The 13,841-nt window shown below is 57.7% G+C and carries 12 protein-coding genes; 3 read left to right on the top strand and 9 right to left on the bottom strand.

Annotated features, from left to right (window positions below; translation table 11 throughout):
- Positions 1–9 precede the first annotated feature (9 nt).
- Positions 10–990, top strand: coding sequence for a YdcK family protein (ydcK, locus tag ACQG0S_RS10615; RefSeq protein ID WP_063849030.1), 981 nt, complete (start codon positions 10–12; stop codon positions 988–990).
- Here the strand turns inward: ydcK and rimL are convergent.
- The 4 genes from rimL to ACQG0S_RS10595 all read right to left on the bottom strand — a co-directional run bounded on the left by rimL (position 985) and on the right by ACQG0S_RS10595 (position 5,468).
- Positions 985–1,524, bottom strand: a complete 540-nt coding sequence (rimL, locus tag ACQG0S_RS10610) for a 50S ribosomal protein L7/L12-serine acetyltransferase (RefSeq protein ID WP_063200295.1) — start codon at positions 1,522–1,524, stop codon at positions 985–987. The two genes, ydcK and rimL, sit on opposite strands and share 6 nt — an antisense overlap.
- Before the next feature lie 104 nt (positions 1,525–1,628).
- Positions 1,629–3,284, bottom strand: coding sequence for a glucan biosynthesis protein D (locus tag ACQG0S_RS10605; protein WP_032622222.1), 1,656 nt, complete (start codon positions 3,282–3,284; stop codon positions 1,629–1,631).
- 230 nt (positions 3,285–3,514) lie between these two features.
- Positions 3,515–4,288: an ABC transporter substrate-binding protein gene (locus ACQG0S_RS10600; protein ID WP_038416033.1), complete on the bottom strand. Its 774-nt coding sequence runs from the start codon at positions 4,286–4,288 to the stop codon at positions 3,515–3,517.
- Between the two features lie 10 nt (positions 4,289–4,298).
- Positions 4,299–5,468: a pyridoxal phosphate-dependent aminotransferase gene (locus ACQG0S_RS10595; RefSeq protein ID WP_032624285.1), complete on the bottom strand. Its 1,170-nt coding sequence runs from the start codon at positions 5,466–5,468 to the stop codon at positions 4,299–4,301.
- A gap of 113 nt (positions 5,469–5,581) precedes the next feature.
- Here ACQG0S_RS10595 and ACQG0S_RS10590 point away from each other — a divergent pair, with 113 nt between their 5' ends.
- The gene (locus tag ACQG0S_RS10590; protein WP_048966343.1) at positions 5,582–6,424 is read left to right on the top strand and encodes a LysR family transcriptional regulator; all 843 of its coding nucleotides are present in this window, start codon (positions 5,582–5,584) and stop codon (positions 6,422–6,424) included.
- Here ACQG0S_RS10590 and ACQG0S_RS10585 read toward each other — a convergent pair.
- A complete protein-coding gene (locus tag ACQG0S_RS10585; protein ID WP_169441098.1) occupies positions 6,411–7,916 on the bottom strand; it encodes a carboxylesterase/lipase family protein in 1,506 nt (501 codons plus the stop codon). The two genes, ACQG0S_RS10590 and ACQG0S_RS10585, sit on opposite strands and share 14 nt — an antisense overlap.
- 42 nt (positions 7,917–7,958) lie before the next feature.
- Positions 7,959–9,302, bottom strand: a complete 1,344-nt coding sequence (hglS, locus tag ACQG0S_RS10580) for a 2-oxoadipate dioxygenase/decarboxylase HglS (RefSeq protein WP_154051249.1) — start codon at positions 9,300–9,302, stop codon at positions 7,959–7,961.
- Positions 9,303–9,529: 227 nt separating this feature from the next.
- Here hglS and ACQG0S_RS10575 point away from each other — a divergent pair, with 227 nt between their 5' ends.
- On the top strand, positions 9,530–10,453 hold the full coding sequence (locus tag ACQG0S_RS10575; protein ID WP_022648073.1) for a LysR substrate-binding domain-containing protein: 924 nt from the start codon (positions 9,530–9,532) through the stop codon (positions 10,451–10,453).
- Between the two features lie 41 nt (positions 10,454–10,494).
- Here ACQG0S_RS10575 and ACQG0S_RS10570 read toward each other — a convergent pair whose 3' ends face one another.
- The 3 genes from ACQG0S_RS10570 to ACQG0S_RS10560 form a co-directional block, all read right to left on the bottom strand.
- On the bottom strand, positions 10,495–12,183 hold the full coding sequence (locus ACQG0S_RS10570; protein WP_169441096.1) for a methyl-accepting chemotaxis protein: 1,689 nt from the start codon (positions 12,181–12,183) through the stop codon (positions 10,495–10,497).
- A 159-nt stretch (positions 12,184–12,342) separates the two neighbouring features.
- Entirely contained in the window at positions 12,343–13,461 is a 1,119-nt protein-coding gene (locus ACQG0S_RS10565) for an S-(hydroxymethyl)glutathione dehydrogenase/class III alcohol dehydrogenase (protein WP_017693450.1), read from the bottom strand.
- A gap of 32 nt (positions 13,462–13,493) precedes the next feature.
- Positions 13,494–13,769 carry a metal/formaldehyde-sensitive transcriptional repressor gene (locus ACQG0S_RS10560; protein WP_169441095.1) on the bottom strand — a complete coding sequence of 92 codons (276 nt, stop codon included), beginning with the start codon at positions 13,767–13,769 and terminating at the stop codon, positions 13,494–13,496.
- Between the last annotated feature and the right edge of the window lie 72 nt (positions 13,770–13,841).

Genomic DNA, 13,841 nt, shown 5'->3' with positions numbered 1-13,841 from the left:
GAAAACACGATGACAAAATACAGGCTTAGCAATGAAACGCGTCTCTGGCGCTGGCAGGACGGATCAACGCCGTGCACAACCCTACTCAGACAGATTATTGCCGCAAAGGATTTTAACGATGTGACCAGCGGGACAAAAGGTGGTTGGGTTGAGGATGAACACGCGCTCGCCCAGGACGGGGATTGCTGGGTTTATGATGAAAACAGCGTGGTGTTTGCCGGGGCCAGGATATCCGGCAACGCCCGCCTCACCCAACCCTGCATCGTAAGCCACCGCGCACTCGTAGGCGGCAACAGCTGGCTTGACGCGGCAGAGGTGAGTCATGGCGCGGCAATAAGTGACAACGTCACTATCCAGCACTCCACCGTACGCGGGGAATGCCGTATCGCGGGTGACGCGCGGGTGCTGCATAACAGCATGGTGATTGCAGCCAAAGGGCTGACACCCGACCGTGAGCAGATCCTGCAGATTTACGACAGAGCCACGGTCAGCCAGTCGCGTATTGTGCATCAGGCGCAAATCTACGGCGATGCCATGGTGACCTGGGCCTTTGTTGAGCACCGCGCGGAGGTGTTCGACCGCGCCATTCTTGAGGGCAACGCGCTTAATAACGTCTGGGTGTGCGACTGCGCCAAAGTGTACGGCAACGCCCGCCTGCTGGCCGGTTTAGAGGATGATGCGATCCCGACCGTGCGGTACAGTTCACAGGTCGCGGAAAACGCCCTCGTCGAAGGTAACTGCGTGATTAAACACCACGTATTGATTGGTGGCGAGGCGTGGTTACGCGGCGGGCCGATCCTGATTGATGACAAGGTCGTTATTCAGGGGCGCGCGCGTATCAGCGGTGATGTCCTGATTGAGCATCAGGTGGAGATGACAGACGATGCGGCGATCGAGGCGCTGGAGGGTGAAAGCATTCACGTCCGGGGAGCCAAAGTGATCAACGGTGACACGCGGATCACCCGGACGCCGCTGCTGGGGGCGCTATAGCGGGAATAACCTGGCGTACAGGTTTACGTCATCGAAGCGGCCGTTGAGCATTTCCGCTTCCCGCAAACAACCTTCCAGCGCAAAACCGTTGCGCTGCGCCACGCGGTTACTGTTATGGTTAGCCACGCGACATTTGATCACAAAGCGGCGGATCTCGCCGCGCTCAACGTAATAGCGCATAAACGCCTGTAGCGCCTGAGAGAGAATGCCCTGTCCCTGATGCGCTTTGTCAAGCCAGTAGCCGATGTACCCGGCCTTATTCGCAGGCTCTATCGCGTTAAAAGAAAGCACGCCCACCAGCTCGTCCTTCATGAAAATCAGGAACATTTTGGCGTAGCCGCGCTGGTGCAGCATCTGGTTGCTCTGCACGTTACGACGCGTGTCCTCTTCAGTGCCGACATGCTGCGCCCAGTCGAAGGCGGTTTGCAGCCAGGTTTTGTTTTTAACAACGAGGTTATGCAGATCGGTGGTATAGCGCTCTTCGACGGCGCGAAGCTCGATTTCCTGGGTTACGGGGATAATTTCTGAAGACATAGTGCCTCTTAATTGCCGGGTGCGCTAACGCTTACCCGGCCTACAAATGCGTCCGAATCAGGCCGGGTAAGGCGAAGCCGCCACCCGGCACAAACCCATAAGGACTAACGCATGATCCGGTCGTCAACGTAGTTACGTTTGTCCGGCGCGGGCGGGAAATACTGGTACAGCCAGGTCTCGCTGATGGCGTCGCCCTGACAGCGCAGGAACAGACGCATATCGACCGGCTCGGTGGAGTCAGAGGTTGGGTACCAGTCAAACAGAATGCGATACCCGTCGAACGGCTCGACGTAGAGGATCTCCACCTGCTTCGCTTCACCGCTGGACAGGGTGATCACCGGCTCAATGCCCTTCGGTGCGGCGGCCTTCAAATCGCCCCCGACGAAGTCGATGGCAAAGCGACGGGCCCACACTTTCGGGTAATTTTCACCCGGCGCCCAGCCCTCCGGGAAGCCGCCCATACCGGTACGGGTAGCGTAGACGTTTGCCAGCGGTGAACGCACCGGCGGCTGCGCGCTCCAGTAGAGACGGTATTTGAAGTCCAGTTCATCACCCGCCTGCACCGGTTTTTCCGGCTGCCAGAAGCAGACAACGTTATCGAGCGTCTCGCCGGTTGTCGGGATCTCCATCAGGGCGATGGATCCTTTACCCCAGTTGTTGCGCGGCTCGACCCACAGGCTTGGTCGCTTGTTATACCAGCCCATGACGTCCTGGTAATGGGAGAAATCACGGTCAAGCTGCAACAAACCAAAGCCTTTCGGGTTTTTATCCAGATAAGCGTTAAATTGCAGCTTTTGCGGGTTGTTCAGCGGTCGGCAGATCCACTCTCCGTTACCGCGCCACATTGCCAGGCGGTCTGAATCGTGGATCTGCGGATGAATGGTGTCGCACATGCGGCGTTCGTTGTTGCCGCAGCTGAACATGCTGGTCATCGGCGCGATGCCGAGCTGCTTGATGTCTTTGCGCGCATAGAGATGGTTTTCGACGTCCATGATCACCTGGCTCTTCTCACAGTGGATCACAAACTTATAAGCACCGGTAATGCTCGGGCTGTCCAGCAGCGCATAGACGGTAAAGGTGGTATCGCCCGGCTTAACGGTTTCAAACCAGAAGGAGGTGAAATCCGGGAACTCTTCCGGGGTGTCAGTAAAGGTATCCACCGCCAGCCCGCGCGCGGAAAGGCCGTACTGGTAGGTATCATCCACTGCGCGGAAGTAACTCGCGCCCAGGAACGAAACGATATCGCGTCGCGCCAGTTCCGGCGCTTTAAAGACGCGGAATCCGGCGAAGCCGAGGTCACTCTGACCTTCAAGCTGTTTGGTATCCACGCCCGTATCGCCGTAGCTGAACAACTCAGGACGGAAGTGGATCTCACGCGCCTGAGAGGTGCTTTGATCCAGCGAGAACATGCGCACGCGGCGGCGGAATCCCATCCCCATATGGAAGAACTGGGCGTCCAGCTGGCGACCTTCAATGTTATTCCACAGCGACTGTTTCTCATCGTAACGGATGGCGTTGTACGCCTGCGGCGTCATGGTGGCCAGCGTTTCCGGCAGCGGACGCGGCGCACCACCCCACGGGGTTTTCGCCAGATCGTGCGCCATGGATTGCAGAACAGAGAAGTCAAAGCGACGGCTCTGACCGTCGGCAATGTCGGAGTCAGCAGCATACGCCGCCTGGGAAAACAGAGAAGCAAGGCCAGAAGTGCCGCTCAGGGCAGCCATTGCCAGGGAACCTTTGAGAAAACGTCTGCGATTCATGCCTGAGAAAACGTCCTTATGGTCGTGTGAATGAGTTTCGCGCGCAGCGAAATGACGGCAAGAAAGAACGCACAGCCTAAACAAAAACGGTTAAGAATCCAATTGTTGGCGGGTGATTATCTGAACAAACCGAGAAATATTTTCTGTCGACCAGAACGGCCTGAAAAAGGGGTAAAGTTATGTATAAAAGAGTCCCGGCTGGACATCAACAGCCGGGACCAACGAGGCGGTTATTTTACGCTGACATCGATACCCGGGAAGTACTTATCAGCCAGTTTAGCGATCGTGCCGTCGGCACGTACTTTATCAATTGCGGCATCAAGCTGCTTTTTGGTGGCCTCATCCCCCTTACGCAGCCCAAAGCCGATCCCACTGCCGAGGATGGTGTCGTCCGACACCGGTTTGCCGATAAAGCCAAACCCTTTACCCTGCGGCTTGCTGAGGAAACCTGCCTGCCCGGCCGCTGACATGACCAGCGAGGCATCGATGCGGCCATTCAGCAGATCTCCCCAGGCCATATTCTGATCTTTATAAGACACCACGGTGACACCGTGCTTTTCCCAGTGCTCTTTGGCGTAGGTTTCCTGAATTGAACCCTGGAGAACGCCGATGGTTTTGCCCTTCAGCCCTTCCGGCGTGGCCTCTACCGCAGAACCGGCTTTGCCCACCAGCTGGGAGGGAATACGGTAGATGGGCTGGGTAAAATCAATGCTCTTACGACGCTGTTCGGTGATGTTCATCGCCGAGTTTATGGCGTCGAACTTTTTCGCCACCAGACCGGGAATCAACGCATCAAACGAGGTTTCTACCCAGCTGCACTTCAGCGCGGCGGCTTTACAGATGGCATTTCCCAGTTCTACGTCAAATCCTTCCAGCTCCCCTGAGGCATTGCGGCTTTCAAACGGTGGATATTCCGCTTCCAGCCCGTATCGCAACTCGGTAGCAGCAAACGACGAGAATGAACACAGCAGTCCTATGCCGACAACTAACGCGCGTAATTTCATCTCAAATTCCTTAACGTGGTGTAACCCGACAAAGGGCCTGGGCACCTGCCCGTAACGTCGCCTCATCTTTCGCAAAAGAGAGACGGATCAGTTTATTATCCGTGCCATCGGCATAAAACGCTGACAGCGGAATGGTGGCAACCCCGTACTCAACAATCAGCCTTTTCACCATCTCGCTGTCGCGCTCGTCGCTAAAGCCGCTGTAATCCGCAAGCAGGAAGAACGAACCGGCACTCGGAAGCAGCCTGAACGGTGAGTCGGCGAGCAAACTTTGCAGCAGATCGCGCTTGCGCTGATAAAACGCCGCCAGCGACAGCCAGGTTTGCGGATCGGTCATGTGTTCGGCAAACGCGTACTGCATCGGCGTATCGGCCGAGAACATTAAAAATTGATGGACCTTACATATTTCATCCATCAGCTCCGCGGGCGCCACACAATAACCCACGCGCCAGCCGGTGACGTGATAGGTTTTTCCGAAAGAAGAAATAATCACGCTGCGCTCCGCCAGTTGCGGGTGCGTCGCCATCCCGTGATGCGGTTCGCCATCAAAAACGACGTGCTCGTACACTTCGTCAGACAAAATGATGATGTCGGTGTGGCGCGTCAGCACTGCCAACTGGTGCAGATCGGCGGCTGAAAACACCTGTCCGCTCGGGTTGTGCGGCGTATTGACGATGATCATCCGCGTGCGTGGGGTAATAGCCGCGCGTACTTCATCCCAGTTCACGGCAAAATCCGGTACCGTCAGCTTAATAGCGATCGGCGTCGCCCCCTGCAGACGGACAATCGGCGCATAGCTGTCAAAGGAGGGCTCGAAATAGATCACCTCATCGCCAGGATGAACCAGCCCGCTGATGGCTGAGTAAAGCCCTTCGCTGGCGCTGGCGGTCACCAGTACCTCACTCGCCGGGTCATAGCGGGTGCCATAGAGCGTGGCAATTTTGTCCGCGATGCGCTCTCTAAGCGGTTGCAGCCCGGTCATGGAGGCATACTGGTTATGCCCTGACTCCATGGCGCGAGTGACGCCGGAGATAAGTTTTGGGTCGCAGGAAAAATTCGGCGCACCCTGAGAAAGGTTGATGGCGTTATGCCGGGCTGAAAGCTGGCCGATAACGGTAAAAATGGTGGTTCCTACATCGGGCAATTTGGAGCGGGTCTGCACCGGTGTTTTCAAAGTCATCCTCTGTCCCTTCTCGTGGTGAATGCATAACTATTCAAACAATAACTTGATTGCCGGGACAATCGAATTGTTGTCATAATAGCCATGACAAAAACGCATAGCTAAGGTGAGATATGTCACGTCGTTCATTTCCGCTTAATGCCGTAGAGACGTTTATCGTGACCGCGCGTCACCTGAATCTTACCCATGCCGCGAAGGAGCTTTGTCTGACGCAGGGGGCGGTAAGCCGCAAAATTGCCTCGCTGGAAAGCTGGTTCGGCTTCCCGCTGTTCGAACGCCATGCTCGCGGCCTGCGTCTTTCTTCACAGGGAAGCGCCCTGCTGTCGGAACTGCAATCTGCGTTTGAGCACCTGCTTAACGTTGCTGAACAGGCGCGGACGCACCAGACCGTAATTCGTCTGAAAGCGCCTACCTGCGCGATGCGCTGGCTGGTACCGCGTCTGTTACAGGTCGAGCGCGAACAGCCGGAACTCCAGATTGCGCTGACCACTACCACCGATCATAACGTCAATTTCAAAACCGAATCCTATGACGCGGCGATTGTGTTTGGAACGCACATGAGCGCGGGCGATCTGCTGTTCGAAGAGGCCTTAACCCCGGTGATGAGCCCGCTGCGGGCCGGTTCTGCGCTGGAAACACTCACCTTCCTGCACCCCACGCGGGACAAAACGGACTGGACGCTGTGGCTGGCGAAACAGCCGGGTCCGCCGCCAGCTATGCTCAAAAATCAACACTTTGAAACCATGGATCTGGCCATTACCGCCGCCATTCAGGGGCTGGGCATCGCCATTGCGGATGAAACGCTGGTGGAGGAGGACGTGCGCGCCGGACGGCTGATGCGGCCTTATGATACGAGCATAAAGACGGGGGCGAGCTACCGGCTGGTGTTACGCGACGCACCCGACCCGGAGAACGGGCTGGATGCGTTTCGTGCCTGTCTGCTCAGTCGAGGCTGACGTGGTGTTTCATTACCCGTTTGAAGAGGCTCATACGGGCACGCATAAAACGGTTTTCAAGCCGAAAACCTGCATGTTTATTCACACCGATGCGTAACAACACGTCCCGCCCTTTCCGGCAGGCGGGCCAGCGCGTGGGCCCCACCAGGCTATCGCGTGCTCCCGCATCCCGGGCGAAGCTCACCCAGTAGTCCGCCACCTGAGCGGCGAAGGCCAGATCGCGTTCATTTACATACTGCCGCGAGGGTTCCACCTGCCCAAGGGTATCGAACACGTAGGGCACTTCGTTACCGTGCCAGGCGCCGTTGGTATACGTCGCGTGCTCCGCTTCGGCCACATAATCAAACCAGTATCGCCAGCACAGGCCGCCTGCCCGTTGCTGCGCCTGCATCACCACGTGTCCCATGGTGGTAAAGGCCATGTCGCGGCAAACCTGCCTGCCGAGTTCCTCATCGCCCTTCACGCCCGGATAAAGCAGCTTGATCAGCCCCAGGCCAAAGCGCCGCTCGCGACGGAGCTTCTGGATCTGCCCGGCAAGATCGACCCCGAACACCGACATCACGCTGGCTTCATCGCTGTTTGACCCAATCATCACCGGTACTGAATGCTGACGGGCAGCGAAAAAGACATCGAGCATGGCCTCAGGCAAAACGCAGTCACCCACGATGGGCGCAGGGGCGATATTCAGTGGCGAGGTCAGCGGCCAGAACGCCTCAGGCGGGATCGCGCGAAGCTGTTCCGCGGTGGCATTTTGCAGGCCAAAATGGGCAGCAATCACTTCGCCTTTATGCATGGCCTGCTCGCGCGGGGTGTCGGGCAGCGTGTACCCGCTTTGCACAATGGCTTTATGGAACAGTCCTCCCGCAAGCGGAGAAGCCATCAGCGACAGCACGCTGCGCGCACCGGCCGACTCGCCAAATACGGTGATGTTCTCAGGATCGCCGCCGAACGCGGCAATGTTATCGCGCACCCATTCCAGGGCCTGGATCTGATCGAGCAGCGCAAAGTTATGCACCACGCGTTCTTCTTCCCCCTCCAGCGCCGGATGGGCAAAAAAGCCGAGGTGGCCGAGACGGTAATTAATTGTCACCACCACCGTACCGCGCTTCGCCAGCGCCCTGCCGTTATACGGAGGCAGACCGCCAGCGCCGAGGGTAAATCCTCCGCCGTGCAGCCAGACCATCACCGGAAGCGGATCGGCGCGTACGACTGGCGACCAGACGTTAAGGTACAGGCAGTCTTCAGAGAACTGGCCAGGATCGCCGCCGCCCAGCTCCTGACAGCTTTCGCTGCTCTGCCAGCTGGAGGCGGAGAACGCCGTCGCCGGACGCACGCCATCCCAGCGTGCAGGGGGGCGTGGGGAGCGCCAGCGCCACGGGCCAACCGGCGGTGCTGCATAAGGAATGCCACACCACACATGGGTATCGCCTTCAGTAGAACCAATTAGTGCGCCCTGGCGCGTTTCAACCACAGGGGCGGAGGGATTTTCCATACCAACCTTCTTTTTCCATCACACCCCTGCAGAGTAACGGTTTCAGAGCAAACCGCAACGCTGTTTGCTGCGCGCTTCCGCCTCCTCGTAAAGCGTAAACTCGTCGTACACCGCACAGCCGAGCGCGGCTTCGAAGGCATTGCGGCTGGCATTGCCGTTGCTGCGCGCCTGCGTTTCATTGCCAAGATTCGACTGGAAAATCCCCGCAGCGCTGACGGGCAGAAAATCCTCATAGGTGATCGGCTGCGCCACAACCCAGCCGCGTTCGATCAGCGGCTGCGGATCGTCGCCGGGACGAAACGCGTGGCGATGCGCCTCACCTGTCGGAGTCAGACGGTAGCGGAAATAAGCCAGCCCCTGACGGCGCAGGAACATTTCGCTGTCCGGGAAGGTGCTGAAGATCTCGCGCAGGTGAAGCTGATGGGTCAGGTTGTCTTTGCCGGTCCCGGCCTGATTTAACAGACGGTCGTACAGCTCGCGTCCTTTCGGCGTAAGGGCCACGCCCCGCTGCTCAATCTCACCGAAACGCGCGGTATGCGTACCCTTGTGTTCTCCCGCGAAAAGCACCGGCTCTTCCAGCGCCTTAAAGCTGGTCTGGCGCAGGAGGATCGGCACCTCGCGGCGCGGCGGGCCTTCAATCAGGATTTTCGGCTCAATGCCGTACTTCGGCATCAGTTCCTGTACCCGGTCGATATCCAGCGTGCGCGGCGTGAGATGGTTGATATGGCACCCCGGGAAACAGACCACGTCGGCTATCAGGCGATGTTCGTTGCTAAGCGCCAGATAGGTTTCCTGATCGACCGTCGCATGGCGATGCCAGCGGAAGGTTTCTAAGGCTTCCTGCACAAATTCGCGCGCCTGTGCCTCGGTAAAGTGTCCCTGCGCATCATGCAGGTCGATCAGGTCCAGGCAGCGCGGCGTAAAGATGTTGCGCCGGGAGAGGATCTCTGCCGCCCTTTCGCGCAGCGCAACGTTTTCAATCAGCTCCAGGCGCAGCAGCGAGGTAAAAATGCGAAACGGATTACGGCAGAGCGCCGCATCGTCAGTCGGACGAAACGCCGTCGAGTGGACGGGGACGCCCGCCTGGGAGAGATCGTAGTAGCTGACCGGGTACATGCCCATAATGGCGAAGATCCGGCGCAGGGTGGAAAGCTCCTGCGCGGTGCCAACGCGGATCGCACCGTGACGTTCAACATTCAGGCGCGCCAGTTCGTCTGCATTTGCCAGTTGTTCATGTAAAAGTGGGTTATTTTCCAGAACCGCCAGGTTAACGTCCGCCACCAGTTCCAGCAAGGTGCCGTACTGCGGAACTTCCTGCTGGTACATCGCCGACATAGCCTGCGAAAAGTGTTCCCGAATATCATCAGCCGTGATGGTGTTCGCCATGATGTCATGCCTCCAGTGAATACTACCTGGAGTGTAGAGAAGCCCGTTCTTTTCGTTGGGAAGAATTTACAAATTGTGATCCAGGCAGACGAGTGGTCAAAGCATGGGCGTTTTCGAAAAACAGTTGTAACTCAAACAGATCAAATGTTAAAAATATTTTGCTATCAGGTTATCAAATTCAAACAACTTAACTTGTCACCCGCGTCGCTCTGTTTTTAACATCGCCTATGGAAAAAAATGGTCTGTTCAGTCAGCGCATACGCTTGCGCCATTTGCATACATTTGTGGCCGTCGCTCAACAGGGAACGCTGGGGCGAGCGGCTGAAACCCTTAACCTTAGTCAGCCTGCACTATCCAAAACGCTGAACGAACTGGAACAGCTTACCGGAACCCGCCTGTTCGATCGCGGCCGTCTGGGCGCTCAGCTTACTCTCGTGGGCGAACAGTTCCTGACGCATGCCGTTAAAGTTCTTGATGCCCTCAATACCGCCGGTCAGGCCTTAAACCGTAAAGAAGAGCAGGCCAGCGACATCGTGCGCGTGGGCGCACTGCCAACGGCTGCGCTGGGCATATTGCCTGCGGCGATCGGCCAGTTCCACCGCCAGCAAAAGCACGCCACGCTTCAGGTCGCGACTATGAATAACACCATGCTGCTGGCGGGCCTGAAGTCAGGCGAGCTGGATCTGGGCATTGGCCGGATGTCCGATCCGGAACTGATGAGCGGCCTGAATTACGAACTGCTGTTCCTGGAATCACTGAAGCTGGTCGTGCGTCCGAATCATCCCCTGCTGCAGGATACCGTCACCTTAAGCCGCGTAATGGAGTGGCCGGTGGTAGTCTCCCCGAAAGGAACGGTTCCGCGTCAGAATGCGGAAGCGTTGCTGCAAATGCAGGGCTGCACGCTGCCTTCAGGGTGTATTGAAACGCTCTCGGCGTCTCTTTCGCGCCAGCTGACGGTGGATTATGACTACGTGTGGTTTGTGCCGTCCGGCGCGGTGAAGGACGATCTGCGACGCGGCGTGCTCACCGCGCTGCCGGTAACCTCACCCGGCGCAGGAGAACCCATTGGGATCCTGACGCGGGTAGATGCCCCGCTCTCTGAAGGCGCCCAAACGCTGTTAAGCGCCATTCGTAAGTCAATGCCTCTCTGACCCTAAACGCAGAGCCCGCCGCGAGGGCGGGTCTGTCTTACTCAGAACGTTTCCCAGTTATCACCTGAGACAGCCGCCGCCGGGGTTAAAGGCGCGGGTTTTGCTGCGGTTGCGGCAGCAGTCCTTCCTGCTCGTGCCCCATTGAGACGAAACGCGCCAACGGCTTCCGTCAGACGCGCGCCCTGCTCTTCCAGCGAGGCCGCCGCCGCAGAGGCTTCTTCCACCAGCGAGGCATTCTGCTGCGTCACCTTATCCATCTCGGAAATCGCCTGGCTCACCTGAACAATGCCGCGGCTCTGCTCATCAGACGCGGCCGCAATCTCCAGCATAATATCGGTGACGCGTTTAACCGCCTCGACGATCTCATTCATGGTATTGCCCGCCGCAACCACCTCCCCGGAACCCTGATCGATAAGCGATACCGATTCATTAATCAGGCTTTCAATCTCTTTCGCCGCGTTCGCGCTGCGGCTTGCCAGGGTGCGGACTTCACTCGCCACGACCGCAAAGCCGCGTCCTTGTTCACCCGCACGCGCCGCCTCGACCGCCGCATTGAGCGCGAGAATATTGGTCTGGAACGCGATGCTGTTAATCACGGCGGTAATTTCAGAGATCTTCTTCGAGCTGGTGGAAATATTACCCATGGTTTTCACCACGCCGGAGACCATCTGCCCCCCGCGGCTGGCCTTACCGGAGGCATCTTCTGCAAGTTTACTCGCATGATGCGCGTTATCGGCGTTTTGCTTCACCGTCGCGGTGAGCTGCTCCATGCTGGCCGCCGTCTGTTCGATGGCCGCCGCCTGCTGTTCGGTTCGGGATGAGAGATCGGTATTACCCGCGGAGATCTCGCTGGTTCCACGGTAGATCTCCTCCGCCCCCTGCCGCACCGTGCCCACGGTTGCCACCAGCGCGTGCTGCATTGTTTGCAGATCGCGCGTCAGGCGGCCAATTTCGCTGCGCCCGGTCGGTTCGTCCGGCATGGTTAAATCGCCTTTCGCGATATTTTCGATACGCGTAGCGGCTCGCTGAAGCGGGTTTATCACCGTACGGCGCAGCACCACAAAGGTGATCACCGCCAGCGCCAGCGCCAGGCCAAACGCGCCGAACATAAACATCAGCCCCAGCCGGGTGCGGGTGTGAGCCTGCGCCGTCAGTGCGTTGGCGCGTTCGGTGCGGATTTTTATCGCCTTCAGCAGCACCGCGTTATAGGCATCGTCCAGCGGACGCGCGGTCTCATTTTCATGGTTGATAATGGCTTCAAACATGCCGTTTTTGGCATATTTCAGCATCGGCTGCATACCGGCGATGTAGGCGTCATAGCGGGCTTTCAGATCGCCATCCAGCGCTTCATCAGCCTGAGTGCGAACGGTGCGCTTCATATAGGCGGCAAATCCATCCTGCGACTGCCTGATGCGGATCTCAGCCTCAGCGATGTTTTGTTTCATCGCCTCCATCTCCGCGATACGGCTCGCCGCCCCCGCGTGGATCATGTTGATACGGGCGGTGCGTAAATGGTTGGAACTGTTTGACAGACCGGTGCGCACCTGGATTTCTGCCGTGACATCCTGCTGATCGTTATCGGCCTGGAGCAGGAAATAGCCTGCCAGACCTGAGCTCAATGCAAACAGGAGAATAATGCCACCGAGAATGGAGGAAAACAGCGGAACCAGCCGGATGTGATGCAAGAAACTCAGCTTAGGCTGCGCCTGCATCGATGTTGTGTTGTCCATGACCGTCGACTCTCTTATAGGTAAGATGCGTAATAACACGCCTGTAAAAGAGTCATCGGCACGCCAGGGAATTAAATTACGTCTAAAAGCGCCGGACAGGTCACACTTTAGAGAAGATCAGGGAAGAAATGCCAGCGGAAAAAACCGCTGGCAGAATAATCAGTTGTCGCCGAAATGGATAACGGTGCGAATGGATTTTCCTTCGTGCATCAGATCGAAGGCTTCGTTGATCTGCTCCAGCGGCAGGCGGTGCGTAATGAACGGATCAAGCTGAATTTTACCGACCATCGCATCTTCAACCATGCCCGGCAGCTGTGTACGGCCTTTCACGCCGCCAAATGCCGACCCGCGCCATACGCGCCCTGTCACCAGCTGGAAGGGACGGGTTTTAATCTCCTGACCCGCGCCGGCCACACCGATAATGATGCTCTCACCCCAGCCTTTGTGGCAGCACTCCAGCGCTGAGCGCATCACGTTGACGTTGCCGATACATTCGAAGCTGAAGTCCACGCCGCCGTCGGTCAGCTCAACGATCACGTCCTGAACCGGTTTGTCGTAGTCTTTCGGGTTGATGAAGTCGGTCGCACCCATCTCACCTGCGAGCTTAAATTTCTCCGGGTTGGTATCCACAGCAATGATACGCCCAGCTTTCGCCTGTACCGCGCCCTGGATGACCGCCAGACCGATCCCGCCCAGGCCGAACACCGCCACGGTGTCACCCTCTTTCACTTTCGCCGTGTTATGCACCGCGCCGATACCGGTGGTGACACCGCAGCCGAGCAGACAGACTTTATCCAGCGGGGCCTGCGGATTCACTTTCGCCAGTGAGATCTCGGCGCACACCGTGTATTCGCTGAAGGTGCTGGTCCCCATGTAGTGATAGATTGGCTCGCCGTTATAGGAGAAGCGGGTTGTGCCGTCCGGCATAAGACCCTTGCCCTGCGTGGCGCGCACGGCCTGACAGAGGTTAGTTTTGCCGGATTTGCAGAACTTACACTCGCCGCACTCTGCGGTGTAGAGCGGGATCACATGGTCGCCGGGCTTCAGGCTGGTAACGCCTTCACCCACTTCCACCACTACACCGCCCCCTTCGTGGCCGAGCACCGCCGGGAATACGCCTTCCGGATCGTCACCGGACAGGGTAAACGCATCGGTATGGCAGACGCCGGTGTGAGTAATTTTGATCAGCACTTCGCCTTTCTTCGGCGGAGCAACATCAATTTCAACGATTTTCAGCGGCTGGCCTGGGCCGAACGCGACAGCTGCGCGAGATTTCATGATGTCTTTCCCTTGTTGTGAGGTGTGTGGGTTTATTTTAGATAAGAGCGCAGCAAATGGCCGACTTCCGCCATCCGCACTGCCCGCTGATCCGGGGTGGTCTCCCCCGTCACCAGCTCATCTTTGAGGTGAATTTCAACCATTTCACCCATCAGGCCATTGGCAGCACCCCGCACGGCGGCAATTTGCTGCAGAATGGCGAGACAGGGATCGCTCGACTCCAGGGCGCGTTCAAGGGCATCAACCTGGCCTCGAATGCGGCGGACGCGGGTCAGAATACGTTTTTTATCTTCGGGTGAATGCGGCATACGCCCTCCTGATACTATAGGGGGGTATGGTACCTCGTATGTTATTACCCTGTAAACCACAAGAAAGAGACG

Origin of the sequence: Enterobacter cloacae complex sp. 418I7 (assembly GCF_050030705.1) — a bacterium.
Classification (GTDB): domain Bacteria; phylum Pseudomonadota; class Gammaproteobacteria; order Enterobacterales; family Enterobacteriaceae; genus Enterobacter; species Enterobacter intestinihominis.
Note: the sequence above shows the minus strand (reverse complement) of the source record. Positions and strands in the feature narration are given on the sequence as shown.